Source organism: Xanthomonas sp. NCPPB 3761, assembly GCF_041475705.2.
Classification (GTDB): domain Bacteria; phylum Pseudomonadota; class Gammaproteobacteria; order Xanthomonadales; family Xanthomonadaceae; genus Xanthomonas; species Xanthomonas phaseoli.
On record NZ_CM191262.1, the window covers coordinates 884,401 to 903,539 of the forward strand.

7 protein-coding genes are annotated in these 19,139 nt (G+C 66.6%); all 7 read left to right on the forward strand.

The features are described from left to right. The first annotated feature begins 340 nt into the window (after positions 1 to 340). The 7 genes from ACCQ00_RS03820 to gspG all read left to right on the forward strand — a co-directional run bounded on the left by ACCQ00_RS03820 (position 341) and on the right by gspG (position 19,139). On the forward strand, positions 341 to 3,487 hold the full coding sequence (locus ACCQ00_RS03820; RefSeq protein WP_046833314.1) for a YadA-like family protein: 3,147 nt from the start codon (positions 341 to 343) through the stop codon (positions 3,485 to 3,487). Between the two features lie 102 nt (positions 3,488 to 3,589). Further along, a complete protein-coding gene (locus ACCQ00_RS03825; protein ID WP_039567805.1) occupies positions 3,590 to 5,473 on the forward strand; it encodes a S8 family peptidase in 1,884 nt (627 codons plus the stop codon). A gap of 539 nt (positions 5,474 to 6,012) precedes the next feature. Then, positions 6,013 to 13,083 carry an ESPR-type extended signal peptide-containing protein gene (locus ACCQ00_RS03830; RefSeq protein ID WP_372354068.1) on the forward strand — a complete coding sequence of 2,357 codons (7,071 nt, stop codon included), beginning with the start codon at positions 6,013 to 6,015 and terminating at the stop codon, positions 13,081 to 13,083. Between the two features lie 223 nt (positions 13,084 to 13,306). Then, the gene (locus ACCQ00_RS03835) at positions 13,307 to 15,187 is read left to right on the forward strand and encodes a diffusible signal factor-regulated S8 family serine peptidase (RefSeq protein WP_039572934.1); all 1,881 of its coding nucleotides are present in this window, start codon (positions 13,307 to 13,309) and stop codon (positions 15,185 to 15,187) included. Positions 15,188 to 15,316: 129 nt separating this feature from the next. Beyond that, positions 15,317 to 17,044: a type II secretion system ATPase GspE gene (gspE, locus tag ACCQ00_RS03840; RefSeq protein ID WP_039583878.1), complete on the forward strand. Its 1,728-nt coding sequence runs from the start codon at positions 15,317 to 15,319 to the stop codon at positions 17,042 to 17,044. 175 nt (positions 17,045 to 17,219) lie between these two features. Further along, entirely contained in the window at positions 17,220 to 18,437 is a 1,218-nt protein-coding gene (gene xpsF, locus ACCQ00_RS03845; protein ID WP_039572940.1) for a type II secretion system protein XpsF, read from the forward strand. A gap of 270 nt (positions 18,438 to 18,707) precedes the next feature. Beyond that, positions 18,708 to 19,139, forward strand: a complete 432-nt coding sequence (gspG, locus tag ACCQ00_RS03850) for a type II secretion system major pseudopilin GspG (RefSeq protein WP_003490502.1) — start codon at positions 18,708 to 18,710, stop codon at positions 19,137 to 19,139.

The window sequence follows — 19,139 nt, forward strand, 5'->3', positions numbered from 1 at the left end:
TCTTTGCGTTAGCGGTAGCGAATTCGCGACTAAATAATAAAACGATACCTGGCCATTTTTTAGTAACTTTCAAATGCGTTGATTATGTATTCCGTATCGCTGATTTTGCGGTGTGTGACGGCAATCGCATTGACGGCTCTAATTTTCAACTAAATTAATTTAGCGTTATCGATCGTTCGATCTGCGCATCTGTGTATTTAATGCTTTGAATGTTCAGTTTTGGAATACTCCAAAGCTGGGGCGAGTGCGCGCGAATATAAAACCTCAGGGGGACCGTGTGATCTGTTCGTGCGGTGGTCGGTTTTTACACACACCAGACCAAATGGGGAGATAGGCGTTAATGAAGCGAATTTATTTGGAGACTGGTCGTGAGTCTTGTGCTTACGACCAAACGGTGACGCGTGTTCGCACGGTGGAAAATGCGCAGGGGAGACTGCCGCGCCACCATACCAACCGAGTGCTGGCCACGGCAGTGGCGATCGTGTTGTTCGGCATGGCCGGGGCGGCCGGTGCCGCGACGACACCGGCTGCAGCGATCACGCAGTGCCAGATGATCGAGGGCAGGCTACGGTGCCCGGGCGAGGCGGGCACGGTGGCTCAGGCCGCACCCGCAGTAGCCAACGACAGCGCCACGCAAGCGGCTGCACCATCCGCCGCCGATGCGCAGATCCCGGCGTACGCGGACGGTGAGGATGCGCTGGCGTTGGGCAATGCGAGCAATGCGCTGGGCGATGCAACCATGGCGTTGGGCGGTGGAAGCCTGGCGTTGGACCGCGACGCGACCGCGATCGGTCATAACGCTGCGGCCGCGGGAGAATCGGCAGTCGCCCTCGGCGGCGTTGCGACCGTGTTTGATTACGATGCCGACGGCTTCGTCATCGGCCAACGCGAACAGGCCACGCAGGCGTCAGGTGTGGGCGCCACGGCAGTGGGCGGTGGTGCGGTAGCGCAAGCCGCTTATGCCAGCGCCATCGGCAGCGGCGCCAGCGCCAGTGGCGTGCAGAGCACGGCGCTGGGGTATCGCGCACAGACTTCCGGCGACGGTGCCACCGCCGTGGGCGGGCTTTCCAGCGCCGGCGGCTTTCTTTCCACTGCCGGCGGTTATTCCTCGCGCGCCAGCGCAGATACCTCGACGGCGTTCGGTTACAGGGCGCGAAGCGACGGTGCCAGTAGCGTCGCCGTTGGCGACACCTCTTTAGCCAGCGGAGCGCAGAGCGTTGTCGTGGGCGGCGTCAGCAACTTCGGCTCGATTACCGCAGCGACCGGTCTTGGCGGCATTGCGCTGGGCTCGGGTGCGCAAAGCCAATCCGATTACGCGATTGCCATTGGCTACGATTCCAACGTATTCCCGAATGCGCCCGGCAATACCGATGCGGTGGCGATCGGGCACAGCGCCGGTTCGTTCGCACCACGCACCGTGTCATTGGGCGGCTTTGCCTTGGCGTCGGGCGATGGCGGCATCTCGATCGGCCACGGCAGCACCGCTTACAACGAAAACAGCGTGGCGCTAGGCGCGCGTGCCGCGACCTCGCAGTTCAATGGTGACAGCACCGTCATTGGCGCGGACGCGCAGGCCAACGGCGTGGATGCCGTGGCGATCGGCTACGGCGCGAAGGTGGGGTCCTGGCTCGACGATGCCTGGAATCGTTCGGCATCCAGCGCGGTTGCGCTGGGGGCGCACTCCTATGCGTTTCGCAGCAACACGGTGTCGGTCGGCGATGTGCAAGCCGGCTTGACGCGCCAGATCACCAGCGTTGCGGCCGGTACCGAAGCCACCGATGCGGTGAATGTGGCCCAGCTCGATACAGTGCGCGCCGCCACCTCACGCATCGATGGCTATCTGGCAGTAACGCCGGCCACGGACGCAACGGCGGCATCTGCGCAGGGGCAGGGCGCCATGGCGCTGGGTGGCGCAAGCAGCGCGCTTGGCGCATCTGCCACCGCAGTGGGCTTCAATGCCTCCAGCGTTGGCCAGGGCAGTTCTGCGTTGGGCAGCCTGGCGGTTGCTGCCGGCGAGCGCAGCGTGGCGGTCGCCTCCGGCAGCCGTGCCTCGGCCACCGGTGCTAGCGCCATGGGTGTGGACAGCAGCGCCAGCGGCGTGAACAGCACCGCGATGGGCCGGCAGACCAATTCCATCGGCGAAAATGGCGTTGCGTTGGGCTACAACTCCTTCGTGCGCGAAAGCGGCAGCAATGCCGTGGCGTTGGGTGCCAACGCGGGCGCCAGCGGTGCCGATTCGGTGGCATTGGGGTCTGGCTCGCGCACCTATGAGGCCAATACGGTGTCGGTGGGTAGCGGCAACGGTCGCGGCGGTCCGGCCACGCGCCGCATCGTCAATGTGGGGGCGGGCACGATCGCCAGCGCCAGCACCGATGCGATCAATGGCGGCCAGCTGTTCCAGTCGCTGAGCAATGCGGCCAGCTTCCTCGGCGGCGGTGCGGCGATCGGTGCGCAAGGCGTGTTCGTGGCGCCGACCTATGTGATCCAGGGCGCCAGCTACAACAACGTCGGTGCGGCACTGACGGCGTTGGACAGCAAGGTCAGCGAACTGGATGCACGCAGTGGCGGCACTGCCTCCGGCACCGTCGCACGCACTGCGTCGCTGCGCACCGCAACGGTGCCGGCCGTGGCGACGACTGCAGTTGGCGATGTGTCCAGCAATGTCGCAAGCACCGCGAGCGATGCAACGGCCGCTGTGCAGGGCACACCCACTGCCGCGGTGGTCGGCAGCATCACGCCGGCGGCCACGTCCACGGCAGTCGGCACGGCAGCAGTGGCCAACCACGTCACCGGCACGGCAATCGGCGGCAGCGCGTATGCGCATGGCCCCAACGACACCGCCATCGGCAGCAATGCACGCGTCAATGCCGATGGCAGCACGGCGGTGGGTGCCAACACGCAGATCGCGGCGGTGGCCACCAATGCCGTGGCGATGGGCGAAGGTGCGCAAGTGACCGCCGCGTCCGGCACGGCGATCGGCCAGGGCGCCCGTGCCACGGCACAAGGCGCCGTGGCACTGGGCCAGGGCTCGGTTGCCGATCGTGCCGACACGGTGTCGGTGGGCAGCGTGGGCGGTGAGCGTCAGGTGGCCAATGTGGCGGCCGGTACGCGTGCGACAGATGCGGTCAACAAGGGCCAGCTGGACAGCGGCGTTGCCGCCGCCAACAGCTACACCGACAGCCGCTACAACGCGATGGCCGACAGCTTCGAAAGCTACCAGGGCGATATCGAAGACCGCCTGCGCCGGCAGAACCGTCGCCTGGACCGTCAGGGCGCGATGAGCTCGGCGATGTTGAACATGTCCGCCAGCGTGGCCGGTATCGCCTCGCAGAACCGCGTCGGTGCCGGTGTCGGTTTCCAGAACGGCGAGTCGGCGTTGTCGGTGGGCTACCAGCGTGCGATCAGCCCGCGCGCCACCGTCACCGTGGGCGGCGCACTCAGCGGCGACGACCGGTCGGTTGGGCTGGGCGCCGGTTTCGGCTGGTAGCCGCAGGACGACCCCGCGGTTGCATGCATTCCCGCCGCCCGTTGCCGGGCGGCGCACTTTCTTCGTCATGCCCTTTCGCACTCACCTCGAAGGAATTCCATCGTGATCCAGAGCTCTTCTACGCAGGTCCTTGTGCTTGCCTGCTGTGTCCTGGCGGCGTCGTGCAGTACAGCGTTGGCCGCCACCGCCACCGCCACCGCCGATGCGGCAGCGGCCAGTGCCCAACGCCAACAGGCCATGGCCAATGCGCCGGTTGACAGAATCATCGTCCGCTACCGCAGCGGGCAGATCGGCACCGCGCGCGACATCGGCCGCAGTGCCTCGGCGGCAGTCGGTGCGGCCGCTTCGCGCGCCTCCATCCGTCTTGCGCCTGCTGCACGCACCGCTGCCACCGCAGCGCCAACCTACCTGCGCACGCTTGCCGCCGGCGGCGAACTGATCAAGCTGCCTGCCCAGCTCAGTCGTGCCGATGCCGACCGTCTTGTGCAGGAATTGAGCGCAGACCCGGACGTCGAATCGGCGCAGGTGGATTTGCGCATGTATCCGCTGCAAGCCAGCGGCGCATTGCCGAACGATCCGCTGCTGCAAACCAATCAATGGCATCTCATCGATCCGGTGGGTGGCATCAACGTCGCGCAAGCCTGGAAAACAACACAGGGCGAAGGCGTCGTCGTGGCGGTACTGGATACCGGCATCCTGCCCGATCACCCGGACCTGGCCGGCAATCTGCTCGCCGGCTACGACTTCATCACCGACCCGTTCTTTTCGCGTCGTGCCACGGCCGAGCGTGTGCCCGGTGCACTGGACCTGGGCGATTGGATTGCCGAAGACGGCGACTGCGGGTTGTTTTCGGTGGCCAGCGACAGCAGCTGGCACGGCACGCACGTGGCCGGAACGGTTGCCGAAGCCACCAACAACGCCATTGGCGGGGCCGGCGTCGCCTACAGGGCGAAGGTATTGCCGGTGCGCGTGCTCGGGCACTGCGGCGGGCGACTCTCCGACATCTCCGATGCCATCGTCTGGGCCTCCGGCGGTCACGTCGATGGCGTGCCGGACAACCGCGATCCTGCCGAAGTGATCAACCTGAGCCTGGGCGGTGGCGGCGCATGCGGTTCGACGATGCAGGCTGCAATCGATGGCGCAGTGGCGCGCGGCACCGCCGTAGTGGTGGCGGCGGGCAATTCAACTGCCGATGTCTCGACGATGGCTCCCGCCAACTGCGCCAATGTGATTGCCATTGCCGCCACGCGCGCCACCGGCGGCCTTGCCGATTACAGCAATTTCGGCCGGCAGATCGACCTGGCCGGTCCGGGTGGCAGCTCGATGTCCTTCGTCACCAACGATGGCCCGATCCGCAGCTTTGTCTGGCAAACCCTCTATACCGGCAAAACCACACCAACTTCCGGGCAGTTCACCTATGGCGGCACGCATTACGCCGGCACCTCGATGGCGTCGCCGCATGTGGCCGGTACCGCCGCATTGGTGCAGAGCGCATTGATCGCCGACGGCAAACCGCCGTTGTCGCCAGCCGCAATGGAGAGCCTGCTCAAGCGCACGGCGCGTCCATTCCCTGTGTCGATTCCGGTGGCAACGCCGGCCGGGGCCGGCATCGTGGATGCCGGAGCCGCGGTTGCCCGCGCATTGCGTCGTTGCGAGAGGGGCGATGTGGGATGTCAGGTGGATGCACAGCCACTGCGTAATGGCGTGGTCCAGAGCGGCATCTCCAATCTGTCGGGCGATGCGGGCGTGTTCACGTTCCAAGCGCAGGCGGGTGCGGTGCTGAGTTTCATCAGCTTCGGCGGCAGCGGCCAGGCGCAGTTGTACGTGGCATTCGGACGCGAACCCACCGCCACCGACAACGACGGCGCGTCCACGCGGCGCGGCACCAGCCAGACGGTGCGCTTCACTGCCCCGCGTGCCGGCACCTACATCCTCAAGCTGGAAGGCAGCGGTTTCGACGCGGTGAACCTGCTGGCGCGTCAATGATCCGACGCCCAGCCGTCGGTGCGGCGAGATCGCCATTTCCTTGGCGGTAAACGCCTGAACCACGGCCGCTCCGCGCACCGATGGACGGCGCATGCAGGGTGCGGGGCCTGTTGGCCGCAGGCCTGACCTGCCACCCCCTGCATTTTGCGCAACCAAGCCCGCTGGCGTCCTGCCAGCGGGCTTTTTTGTCTCTTCCCGTTGCGCCTATTCAGCCCTGAAATGTCTCGAAGGACATGATCTAGGTCGCTGTTTTCCAAAGATTTATCAAAAATCTAATAAAAGCAAGCAGAAGTGTGACTAAACGCGCACTTCTCTTCGCTTTCTGTCAAAAACTTGACGCCTGAAATGACGGCTGTTAACACTCCGCTCAGTTCTATGGTTGGGTAGCGTTCACTTTTTGACTATCCAGGAAGCCGGCGCAAACCGCTCCGCCGCAAGGCCCATAGCGCGAACAACTGCGGTCAATTGCAGGCTGGAACGCCTTCTGCCGCCGGGTGTTCGCCAAAAAACCAGTCCAACAACTCAGGAGTCGTGCGTCGATGAATCGGATTTATCGCAAGGTCTGGAACAAATCGCTTGGCGTGTGGGCCGTAGCCTCGGAATTGGCCAGCGGCGACAGTCCCGGAGCGGTTGCCTCAGCCGCATTCATCGATCGCCGCCAGAGCCTGGCACTGGCCGCCGCCATCGCCCTGGCGCTGGGCACCGGGTTGGCCTCGCCGCTTCCTGCCAATGCGCAATCGGTGGAAGTGGGCCGCGGCGCCGCGGCGCCGGCCAGCAAGGCCACCGCCATCGGTGGCAATAGCCATGCCAGCGCCACCGGTGCCGTGGCCACCGGCGCCGACAGCAGCGCCAGTGGCGTCAACAGCAGCGCGATCGGGCGCCAGACCAATGCGATCGGCGAAAACGCCGTGGCCATCGGCTACAACAGTTTTGTGCGCCAGAGCGGCGAAAACGGCGTGGCGCTTGGCGCCAATGCCGGCGTGACCGGCGCAAATTCGGTGGCGCTGGGCGCAGGCTCGCGCACCCACGAAGACGACGTGGTGTCGGTGGGCAGCGGCAATGGCCGCGGTGGCCCGGCCACGCGCCGCATCACCAACGTCACTGCCGGCGTCAATGCCACCGATGCAGTCAACGTGGCGCAGTTGCGCGACGTGGCCGATGTGGCCGAAGACACCGCGTTGTTCTTCAAGGCCTCTCCGGGCGAAGACAGCGTGGGCGCGTATGTCGAAGGCGACAGCGCCCTGGCGGCCGGCGACGGCGCCAATGCCACCGGCACGGCGACCACGGCACTGGGAACCGGCGCCAATGCGGTGGCCAACAACGCCACCGCGGTGGGCGCAAACGCGCTCGCGTCCGGGCAGAACAGCGCAGCATTTGGCCACAACGCACAGGCCAATGGTCCGGCGAGCGTGGCCGTGGGCGGCGCGGCGGTGGACGAAGACGGCGAGCCGTTGGTCACCAACGGCGGCGTGCCGGTCACCACCGGCGCCACCAGTGCCGGCGTCGGCGGCACTGCAGTCGGCGCCAGCGCCAACGCCGATGGCTTTGCGGCATCGTCGTTCGGCGTGGGTGCCTATGCGGCCGGTACGCAGTCTTCCGCGTTCGGTGCGGTCGCCAATGCGGCAGGCGATTACGCCACTGCGATTGGCACGCAGACCAGCGCCAGCGGCACCAGCAGCACCGCGGTCGGTGGTCCGGTCGATTACATCCCGGGTCTGGGCTTCTTCGTGCAGACCCAGGCCAGCGGCGAAGCCTCCACTGCGCTGGGCGCCGGTGCGATCGCATCGGGCACCTACACCACGGCAGTGGGCACGCTCAGCGAAGCCTCCGGCACCGAAGCCACCGCCGTGGGCTACTTCGCGTATGCACCGGGCGAAGGCGCAACTGCCGTGGGTCCGGAATCGTGGGCCAGCGGCGAACTGAGCACGGCGCTGGGCTATTACAGCACTGCCCGCGGCGCCAATTCAGTTGCGTTGGGCGCCAATTCGGTTGCCACGCGCGCCAATACCGTGTCGGTGGGTGCGGATGGCGCAGAGCGCCAGATCACCAATGTGGCGGCAGGCACCGAAGGCACCGATGCGGTCAATCTCGACCAGCTCACTGCGGTGTCCGATGTTGCATCCGCCACTGCGCGCTCGTTCGTCGCGACCGGCGATGGCACTGCGATTGCACAAGGCGCCGACAGCGTCGCTGCCGGTTCCAACGCATTGGCCGACAGCGACTACAGCACCGCGCTGGGTTCCAGCAGCGCGGCATCTGCGCAGGGTGCAACTGCCGTCGGCAGTGGCGCCAATGCCACCACCGACAACGCCACGGCAGTCGGCTTCAACAGCACTGCGGTGGCGCAGAACACCACGGCGCTTGGCGGCAACAGCAGCGCCTCTGGCGATGCCAGCACCGCAGTGGGCAGCGCAAGCCAGGCCACTGCCAGCGGCGCGACGGCGCTGGGTTACGAAAGCATCGCCAATGGCACGGACGCCACGGCACTGGGTGTGGGTAGCGTGGCATTCGGCGACACCAGCACCGCCGTGGGTGGTGCAAGCGTGGCCTTCGGGACCGACAGCGCCGCGTTCGGCGCCAATGCCGCGGCCGGTGGCACTGCATCCACGGCGATCGGTGCAAACAGCAGTGCCTTCGGCGAGCGCACCGTTGCGCTGGGCGGCGCCAGCAACGCGTCGGGCGACGACAGCATTGCGCTCGGCGCCAGCAGTCAGGCCTCTGCGCTGGGCACCACGGCCGTCGGCAGTAATGCCAACGCCAGCATTGCCAATGCCACTGCGGTCGGTTTCAACAGCAGTGCTGGCGACGACTACGCCACCGCACTCGGCGGCGACAGCAACGCATCGGGCTATTTCAGCACCGCCGTGGGCGGCACCAGCATCGCCAATGGGCGTGGTGCAACGGCCATCGGCTACGAAACCATCGGCAATGGAACTGCATCGACCGCGCTGGGGTTTGCCAGCGTGGCGTGGGGTGACGGTGGCACCGCCATCGGTACCGAAAGTCTTGCCTACGGTGACAACAGCACGGCAGTGGGCGCGAATGCGGCTGCGGCTGATACCGACTCGATTGCGGTCGGCACTTACGCAAATGCATACGGTCCGCGTGCCATTTCGCTCGGCGGCCAATCTGATGCGACGGGCGATGACAGCATTGCACTGGGTTGGGGAGCGCAGGCTGAAGGCGAGCAAAGCATTGCGCTCGGCGCGGGCGGTCAAGCCGATGCGTACTCCACGGCCATCGGCAGCTACGCCAGCGCCAGTGGTTCCTTTGCCACGGCCGTGGGGAACAACAGCCGTGCCGTTGATTACTACGCCACCGCGCTGGGTGGCGACAGCATGGCATCGGGATATTTCAGCACGGCCGTCGGCGGCAGCAGCGTCGCCAGTGGGCGCGGAGCAACGGCGATGGGCGTTGACAGTGCGGCGCGCAGTGATCGCGACACCGCCGTCGGTACCGAAAGTGTGGCCGATGGTGGCGACAGCACGGCGTTGGGCGCAAATGCGCGGGCACTCTACGATTCGTCGGTGGCACTGGGCGCAAATGCGCGGGCAGACAACTACTATTCGGTCGCGCTGGGCACTTACGCGCTTGCGACGGGTACAAGCGCCACGTCGATTGGCGGCCAGTCCTATGCGCCTGGTACCGAGAGCGTCGCGCTGGGCTGGCAATCCAATGCTTCGGGAGAGCAGAGCATTAGTCTCGGCAGCGGTGCGTATACACCTGCCGACAACAGCGTTGCGCTGGGTGCAGGTTCGCTCGCCGATCGCGCCAACACGGTGTCGGTGGGTGCAGCCGGAACCGAGCGGCAGATTGCCAATGTTGCGGCTGGCACCGAGGGCACCGATGCGGTGAATCTCGACCAGCTCAACGCCGTGGCTGGCGCTGCTGAGAACACCGCGCGCCTGTTCGCGGGCACCGGCACCGGCACCGCCGATGCGCAGGGCGAAGACGCGACCGCCGCCGGTTCCAATGCCACGGCCGACGGCGATTACAGCAGTGCGTTCGGGTCCAGCAGCCAGGCCACCGCGATTGGTGCGGTGGCCATCGGCAGCGGCGCCAGCGCCACCGCGCAATACGCCAATGCGGCCGGCTACAACGCAGCGGCCAGCGGCTTCGGCAGCGTGTCCAATGGCGCCTTCAGCCAGGCAAGCGGCGACTACGCCGTGGCGGTGGGCGGCGAGAGCGAAGCGGCCGGTGCGCAGAGCACCGCACTTGGTGCCGCCGCCGGTGCGTATGGTGATGGCTCGCTGGCAGTCGGTGCGCTGAGCGAAGCGCAGGGCAGCGAATCCACGGCCATGGGCTATTTCGCCAGCGCCAGTGGCGAATCGGCCACCGCCGTCGGTGCGGAGAGCGTTGCCGACGGCACCAGCGCGGCGGCGTTCGGCTTCGGGGCCGAGGCGACGTCCAACTACTCGACTGCGTTGGGTGGATATTCCAGCGCCAGCGGTTTCAACAGCACCGCGCTGGGTAATTTCAGCACTGCCAGCGGTTCGAACACGGTGGCCGTGGGTGGTGATGCCACCGCCACGGGCGCCTACAGCATCGCCGCCGGCCAGGGCAGTGTGGCCAGCGGCTACAACAGCGTTTCGGTCGGCGGCGCCTTGCTCGGCCTGTTGCCGACCGAAGCCTCCGGCGATTACTCCACTGCAGTCGGTGGCGCGGCGTGGGCACCGGGCCTCAACAGCACGGCGCTGGGCAATTTCGCTGAGTCCACCGGCGAAGGCAGCGTGGCGCTTGGCGCCGATTCGGTTGCCGATCGCGACTTCGCGGTGTCGGTGGGCAGTGCCGGCAACGAGCGTCAGATCACCAACGTGGCGGCCGGTACGCAGGGCACCGATGCGGTGAATCTGGACCAGCTCAACGCCGTTGCCGAAGCCGGTGCAGCCACGAGCAAATACTTCCAGGCCAGCGGCAGCGCCGATAGCGATGCAGGTGCCTACGTCGATGGCGATAACGCGCTGGCGGCAGGCGAGGGTGCCAATGCCACCGGTACCGGCACCACCGCATTGGGCGCGGGCGCGCAGGCAGTGGTGGACAACGCCACTGCCGTGGGCGTGGGCGCACTGGCTGGCGGCACCGGCGCGGCCGCATTAGGCAGCAATGCCCAGGCGGTGGGCGAAAACAGCAGCGCGGTCGGCGGCAACGCGTTGGCCAGCGATATCGGCGCCACCGCCAACGGTGCGGGCGCGCAGGCGATTTCGACCTACACCACTGCACTGGGCAGCGAAGCGGTGGCGTCCGACAATCAGGCCATCGCTGCGGGTTTCCTCAGTACCGCGTCCAATATCGGTAGCGCCGCCTTCGGTGGCTACAGCGAATCGACCGGCCGCCTGTCGTCGGCACTGGGCTATGGCGCGGTCGCGTCGAGCGACTACAGCACCGCCGTCGGCGCCGTTGCGTTGGCCTCCGGTGCCAGCGCCGTCGCCGTCGGCGAATTCAGCGAAGCCACCGGCGACGAGAGCGTGGCCGTGGGCGGCAGCACGTTCTTCGGGTTCATCCCGGCACGTGCCTCCGGCACGGGTGCGGCGGCATTCGGTGCCGGTGCCTGGGCCACCGCGGACTACACCACCGCCATCGGCTGGAATTCCTATGCCGACGGTGTCAATGCCAGCGCCTTGGGCCAGAGCGCGGCGGCGCTTGCCGACAACACCCTGGCGCTGGGCGGCGGCAGCCGCGCCGATGCGGTCGGTGCCAGTGCGGTTGGCGTGGATGCGTCGGCGACCGGCATCAACAGCACCGGCGTCGGTCGTCAGGTGAATGCCATCGGCGAAAATGCGGTGTCGGTGGGCTACAACTCCTTCGTGCGCCAGAGCGCGGTCAACGGCGTGGCACTGGGTGCCAATGCGGGTGCGACCGGTGCCGATTCGGTGGCATTGGGCTCGGGCTCGCGCACCTACGAAGCCGACACGGTGTCGATCGGTAGCGGCAATGGCCGCGGCGGTCCGGCCACGCGCCGCATCGTCAATGTCAGCGCCGGCCAGGCCGCCACCGATGCGGTCAACAAGGGGCAACTGGATGCACTGGCGGCCGATGTGCAGACCACCAGCGGCATGCTCAAGACCACCGGCGACGGCGTGGCCTCGGCCACTGGTGATCGCGCCACGGCGGCAGGTGCCGGCGCCACCGCCAGCGGCGCACGCAGCGTGGCGGTCGCCTCCGGCAGCCGTGCCTCGGCCACCGGTGCCAGCGCCATGGGTGTGGACAGCAGCGCCAGCGGCGTGAACAGCACCGCGATGGGCCGGCAGACCAATTCCATCGGCGAAAATGGCGTTGCGTTGGGCTACAACTCCTTCGTGCGCGAAAGCGGCAGCAATGCCGTGGCGTTGGGTGCCAACGCGGGCGCCAGCGGTGCCGATTCGGTGGCATTGGGGTCTGGCTCGCGCACCTATGAGGCCAATACGGTGTCGGTGGGTAGCGGCAACGGTCGCGGCGGTCCGGCCACGCGCCGCATCGTCAATGTGGGGGCGGGCACGATCGCCAGCGCCAGCACCGATGCGATCAATGGCGGCCAGCTGTTCCAGTCGCTGAGCAATGCGGCCAGCTTCCTCGGCGGCGGTGCGGCGATCGGTGCGCAAGGCGTGTTCGTGGCGCCGACCTATGTGATCCAGGGCGCCAGCTACAACAACGTCGGTGCGGCACTGACGGCGTTGGACAGCAAGGTCAGCGAACTGGATGCACGCAGTGGCGGCACTGCCTCCGGCACCGTCGCACGCACTGCGTCGCTGCGCACCGCAACGGTGCCGGCCGTGGCGACGACTGCAGTTGGCGATGTGTCCAGCAATGTCGCAAGCACCGCGAGCGATGCAACGGCCGCTGTGCAGGGCACACCCACTGCCGCGGTGGTCGGCAGCATCACGCCGGCGGCCACGTCCACGGCAGTCGGCACGGCAGCAGTGGCCAACCACGTCACCGGCACGGCAATCGGCGGCAGCGCGTATGCGCATGGCCCCAACGACACCGCCATCGGCAGCAATGCACGCGTCAATGCCGATGGCAGCACGGCGGTGGGTGCCAACACGCAGATCGCGGCGGTGGCCACCAATGCTGTGGCGATGGGCGAAGGTGCGCAAGTGACCGCCGCGTCCGGCACGGCGATCGGCCAGGGCGCCCGTGCCACGGCACAAGGCGCCGTGGCACTGGGCCAGGGCTCGGTTGCCGATCGTGCCGACACGGTGTCGGTGGGCAGCGTGGGCGGTGAGCGTCAGGTGGCCAATGTGGCGGCCGGTACGCGTGCGACAGATGCGGTCAACAAGGGCCAGCTGGACAGCGGCGTTGCCGCCGCCAACAGCTACACCGACAGCCGCTACAACGCGATGGCCGACAGCTTCGAAAGCTACCAGGGCGATATCGAAGACCGCCTGCGCCGGCAGAACCGTCGCCTGGACCGTCAGGGCGCGATGAGCTCGGCGATGTTGAACATGTCCGCCAGCGTGGCCGGTATCGCCTCGCAGAACCGCGTCGGTGCCGGTGTCGGTTTCCAGAACGGGGAGTCGGCATTGTCGGTGGGCTACCAGCGTGCGATCAGCCCGCGCGCCACGGTCACCGTGGGCGGCGCACTCAGCGGCGACGACAGCTCGATCGGCGTGGGCGCCGGTTTCGGCTGGTAAGGCGTTATCGCATCAAGCGCGGCGGCGCAAGGTGCGCCGCCGCGATCTGCAAGGCCTGAGGGGGCGGGCAAGGACCGTGGCTGGGCCGGCCAACGGATTCGCATGGAGTGATGGCCGTACCAGGGGTGGCCGACAAGGACGCAGCGCACCGCACCGCGGTGACGCAGCGATTGCGCCGGCTGCGCCAAGCCTGATTCACGAAAAATACGAAGAGGACTTCACCGTGATCGACAAGAATTTCCGTCTCAACCCGCTGACCGGCGCCATCCTGATGATGGCCCTTGGTGCCTCTGGCACGCTCGCTGCCGCCCCCAAACTGCTGGTCAAGGAACCGACCCACGCAGCCCCGGCCGGCGCAGCGTTCGGTAGCCGGTTGATCGTGCGCTACAAGGACAACACCGCTGCTGCAACCGATCGCAGCAGCAAGCTGAGCGCCGTGCAGGCCGCGGTGGGCCGCGTTGGCGCCAGTACCGGCGCGCGCAGCAGCGCTGCCGCCGCCAAGGCGACGTATGTGCGCAAGCTGGGCATCGGCTCGGACCTGATCAAGCTGTCCAGCACGCTGACCGCCGCGCAGGTGGACAAGGTGGTGGTCGAGCTCAAGAACGACCCCTCCGTGGCCGACGTGCAGATCGACCGCATGCTGCGCCCGATCGACATCAGCAAACGCGTTCCTGCCAACGACGTGAGCCCGCAGCTGGTTCCCAACGACCCGTTCTACGCCCAGTACCAGTGGCACCTGAGCAACCCCAACGGCGGCATCAACGCGCCGGGCGCCTGGGATCTGTCGCAGGGCGCAGGCGTGGTGGTGGCGGTGCTGGATACCGGCATCCTGCCGGATCACCCCGATTTTGCCGGCAATCTCCTGCAGGGCTACGACTTCATCACCGACGCCGAAGTCTCGCGTCGTCCCACCGATGCGCGCGTGCCGGGCGCACTGGATTACGGCGACTGGGAAGAGGCCGACAACGTCTGCTATGCAGGTTCGCAGGCGCAGGAAAGTTCCTGGCACGGCACCCACGTTTCGGGCACCGTGGCCGAGGCGACCAACAACGGCGTGGGCATGGCAGGCGTCGCGCCGAAGGCGACCATCCTGCCGGTGCGCGTGCTCGGCCGTTGCGGCGGTTACACCTCCGACATCGCCGATGCGATCGTGTGGGCCTCCGGCGGCAGCGTTGACGGCGTGCCGGCCAACACCAATCCGGCCGAGGTGATCAACATGAGTCTCGGTGGCGGCGAGCCCTGCGATTCGGCCACCCAGCTGGCGATCAACGGCGCGGTGTCGCGCGGCACCACCGTGGTGGTTGCCGCAGGCAACAGCAGCGAAGATGCGGCCAACCATTCGCCGGCCAGCTGCAACAACACCATCACCGTTGGCGCCACGCGCATCACCGGCGGCATCGCCTACTACTCCAACTACGGCAGCAAGGTCGACCTCTCTGGCCCGGGCGGCGGTAGCGTGGACGGCAATCCGGGCGGTTACGTCTGGCAGGCCGGATACACCGGTGCGACCACGCCGACCTCGGGTAGCTATACCTATATGGGTCTAGGCGGCACCTCCATGGCCTCGCCGCACGTCGCCGGCGTCGTGGCGCTGGTGCAGAGCGCGGCCATCGGTCTGGGCGAGGGCCCGCTGACCCCGGCTGCGGTCGAAGCGCTGCTCAAGCAGACCAGCCGCCCCTTCCCGGTGACCCCGCCGGCCAGCACCCCGATCGGCAGCGGCATCGTCGACGCCAAGGCCGCGCTGGAAGCCGTGCTGGAGGAGCCGTGCGACCCGGCCACCGAGAGCTGCGCGCCGAGCGCCATCGCGCTCACCAACAAGGCGCCTGTTGCTGGGTTGAGCGGTGCCGCCGGCAGCTCCACGCTGTACAGCTTCGACGCCAAGGCCGGCGCCGTGCTCAGCTTCATGACCTACGGCGGCACCGGCGATGTGTCGATGTACGTCAGCTTCGAGGCCGAGCCCAGCGCGACCAGCTACGACGCCAAGTCCACCCGTCCGGGCAACAGCGAAACCGTGCGTTTCACTGCCCCCAAGGCCGGCACTTACTACATCAAGTTGGTCGGCGCGGCGAGCTACGCGAAGCTGACGCTCGTTGCACGACAGTAAGTAGCGAAATAGTGTGACCGATGCCCCCGGCCAATCGCCGGGGGCATTGTTTTCCAGGGCGATTCAGATGCGCGCGGTTGATCGTCGCGGCAAACTGCTACAGTCGGCGCCGGACCAGTGGAGACGAGTGTGAACGCGGTTGCCGTCGATCCAATCGAGCATCGAAGTGCGGAGACGCGCATCGTCGATGCGCTGCTTGAACGCCGTCGTCTGAAAGATACCGATCTGCTGCGCGCGCGCCAGTTGCAGGCCGAATCCGGCATGGGCTTGCTGGCCTTGCTCGGCCGTTTAGGTCTGGTGTCCGAACGCGATCATGCAGAAACCTGCGCCGACGTCCTCGGCTTGCCGTTGGTGGACGCACGCCAGCTTGGCGACACGCCGCCGGAAATGCTGCCGGAAGTGCAGGGGTTGTCGCTGCGCTTTCTCAAACAATTTCACCTGTGCCCGGTCGGCGAACGCGATGGCCGGCTGGAGCTGTGGATCGCCGATCCTTACGACGATTACGTCATTGATGCGGTGCGTCTTGCTACCGGCTGCACGTTGCTGTTGCAGGTGGGCCTGCGTTCGGAAATCGATGACCTGATCGAGCGCTGGTACGGCCAGGGCCGCAGTGCGATGGGCACCATCGTGGAAACCGCCGATGGCGATGCCAACAGCAGCGACGACATCGAAGCGCTGCGCGATCTGGCCTCCGAAGCACCGGTGATCCGGCTGGTGAACCTTGTGATCCAGCACGCGGTGGAGCTGCGCGCCTCCGACATCCATATCGAACCGTTCGAAAGCCGGCTCAAGGTGCGGTACCGCGTGGACGGCGTGCTGGTGGAAGGCGAAAGCCCGCCGGCCAAGCTCACCGCCGCGGTGATCAGCCGCATCAAGATCATGGCCAAGCTCAACATCGCCGAGCGCCGGCTGCCGCAGGATGGCCGCATCATGCTGCGCGTGCAGGGCAAGGAGCTGGATCTGCGCGTCAGCATCGTGCCCACCGCGCATGGCGAAAGCGTGGTGATGCGCCTGCTCGATCGCGAAACGGTGGTGTTCGATTTCTACAAGCTGGGCTTTACCGAAGACTTCTTGCCGCAATTCCGCAAGGTGCTGGAGCAACCGCACGGCATCATGCTGGTGACCGGACCCACCGGCTCGGGCAAGACCACCACGCTGTACACCGCGTTGAGCCAGCTCAACACCTCGGATGTGAAAATCATCACCGTCGAAGACCCGGTGGAATACCAGATCGAAGGCATCAACCAGATCCAGGCCAAGCCGCAGATCGGGCTGGATTTCGCCAACGCGTTGCGCAGCATCGTGCGTCAGGATCCGGACATCATCATGATCGGCGAAATGCGCGACCTGGAAACCGCACGCATCGCGATCCAGTCGGCGCTCACCGGCCACCTGGTGCTGTCCACGCTGCATACCAACAACGCGGCCGGCGGCATCACCCGTCTGCTCGACATGGGCGTGGAGGATTATCTGCTCACCTCCACCATCAACGGCATCCTGGCGCAGCGCCTGGTACGCAAACTCGACCTGGCCAACGCCGAGCGCTACGCCGCCTCGCCGGAAGAAATCGCCAGGTTCGACCTGCGCCGCCTGCAACCGGAGGGCGAGATCTTCCTGTATCGCCCGCGCCCCTCGGCCACCGCACCTACCGGTTACCTCGGCCGCACCACCATCGTCGAGTTCCTGGTGATGAACGACGAACTGCGCCGCGCGGTGATGCGGCGCGCCGGCATGGGCGAAATCGAACAACTCGCCCGCCAGGCCGGCATGCGCACCATGTACGAGGATGGGCTGTCCAAGGCCCTGCGCGGCGAAACCACCATCGAAGAAGTCCTGCGCGTCACGGAGGATGCGTGATCGGTCAGGTCGCAGAAACGCGCTTGGCAGGCACTCGACCAACGACCCGCCAGCGCAGCAACCCGCCCGCTCCGCTGTGCGTGGAAAATGATATGTGCGCAGCGCCGCCAGTGCGCAGCGATGTGCTTTTGCCGAATCCCGAATCCCGACTCCCCAATCCCTGCCCCCCAGCCTGATGCCTCTCTACCGCTACAAAGCCCTCGACGCCCACGGCGAAATGCTCGACGGCCAGATGGAAGCGGCCAGCGATGCCGAGGTGGCGTTGCGTCTGCAGGAACAGGGCCATCTGCCGGTGGAAACGCGTCTGGCCACCGGCGAAAACGATTCGCCGTCGCTGCGCATGCTGTTGCACAAGAAGCCGTTCGACAATGCGGCGCTGGTGCAATTCACCCAGCAACTAGCCACGCTGATCGGCGCTGGGCAGCCGCTGGACCGCGCACTGTCGATCCTGATGGATCTGCCCGAAGACGAAAAAAGCCGGCGGGTGATCGGCGATGTGCGCGATACCGTGCGCGGCGGTGCGCCGTTGTCGTCCGCACTCGAGCGCCAGCACGGGCTGTTTTCCAAGCTGTACATCAACATGGTGCGCGCGGGCGAAGCCGGCGGCAGCATGCAGGACACGCTGCAGCGGCTGGCCGATTACCTGGAGCGCAGCCGCGCGCTCAGGGGCAAGGTGATCAACGCGCTGATCTACCCGGCGATCCTGCTGGCGGTGGTGGGCTGTGCGTTGCTGTTCCTGCTCGGTTATGTGGTGCCGCAATTTGCGCAGATGTACGAAAGCCTGGATGTGGCGCTGCCATGGTTCACCCAGGCGGTGTTGAGCGTGGGCCTGCTGGTGCGCGACTGGTGGATCGTGCTGGTCGTGGTGCCGGGCGTGCTGGGGCTGTGGCTGGATCGCAAGCGTCGCAATGCCGCATTCCGTGCATCGCTGGACGAATGGCTGCTGCGCCAGAAGGTGGTCGGCAGCTTGATTGCCCGGTTGGAAACCGCGCGCCTGACGCGCACCCTGGGTACCTTGCTGCGCAATGGCGTGCCGTTGCTGGCGGCGATCGGTATCGCGCGCAACGTGATGTCCAATCTGGCCTTGGTGGAGGATGTCGCCAATGCGGCCGACGACGTCAAGAACGGCCATGGCCTGTCGATGTCGCTGGCACGCGGCAAGCGCTTTCCGCGGCTGGCGCTGCAGATGATCCAGGTGGGCGAAGAGTCCGGCGCACTGGACACCATGCTGCTCAAGACCGCCGACACCTTCGAACTGGAAACCGCACAGGCCATCGACCGCGCATTGGCCGCGCTGGTGCCGTTCATCACGCTGGTGCTGGCCTCGGTGGTGGGGCTTGTCATCATTTCGGTCCTGGTGCCGCTGTATGACCTTACCAATGCAATCGGCTGAGAGCGGAGCTCGGTGCAACGGTGCAGTCGTCGCGTGCACACAGCCGGTGCCCGGAATCGACATGGAGCGCTCGTACACTGCATATCCTGCGCGTGTGCCGCGTCCAGCGGCCAACCGCGCGCAACGCCTTGTCGGCCACGCGCTTGACCGGGCAGCGTATTCATCACAACGTTCCGGTGACCGCACGACACCCATGCGGGAACCATTGCAATGCCCGCCGTGTCATCTGTTGGCGGCAGCATCCCTCATCGACGTGCAAGGAAATCGTTCATGATCAAGCGTTCCATCACCCGCAGTCCGTCGCGCGCAGGCCAGGCCGGTATGAGCTTGCTGGAAATCATCATCGTCATCGTGCTGATCGGTGCGGTGCTCACGCTGGTGGGCAGCCGTGTGCTGGGCGGTGCCGATCGCGGCAAGGCCAATCTGGCCAAGTCGCAGATCCAGACGCTGGCCGGCAAGATCGAGAATTTCCAGCTCGACACCGGCAAGTTGCCGAGCAAACTCGATGACCTGGTCACCCAGCCCGGCGACAGCAGCGGTTGGCTGGGCCCGTACGCCAAGCCGGCCGAACTCAACGACCCATGGGGCCACGCCATCGAATACCGCGCGCCCGGCGACGGTCAGCCGTTCGATCTGATCAGCCTGGGCAAGGACGGCAAGCCCGGTGGCAGCAGTTACGACGCGGACATCAAGTACCAATAA